1 pseudogene is annotated in these 231 nt (G+C 47.6%); it reads right to left on the bottom strand.

From position 1 onward, the window contains the following. Nucleotides 1-174, bottom strand: a pseudogene (locus tag RTW80_RS31055) (isopentenyl-diphosphate Delta-isomerase); the annotation flags it as partial. Between the last annotated feature and the right edge of the window lie 57 nt (nucleotides 175-231).

The raw sequence follows: 231 nt of genomic DNA, 5'->3' as shown, positions 1-231 counted from the left end.
GGCTTTTTTACTTAATGCGCGCCGGGTGATCAGGCATTCTCCATTAGCGTTAAACAGCCATGAAGAGAAGGCCAGGTGTAGCGGGGTGTGTGACGTGTGCGCGGCGTACTTCTCCTGAGTGCCAATCACCTTTCCCTGGTCATTTACCAAAATAACGTGTTCTTGAATACTCATTGATGCTCCAGTGCCAAAATGCTTAATGGTTCAGCACCATCAGCGGAATTATTATAC

Source organism: Escherichia sp. AM3, assembly GCF_032029835.1.
Classification (GTDB): Bacteria; Pseudomonadota; Gammaproteobacteria; order Enterobacterales; family Enterobacteriaceae; genus Escherichia; species Escherichia coli.
Note: the sequence above shows the minus strand (reverse complement) of the source record. Positions and strands in the feature narration are given on the sequence as shown.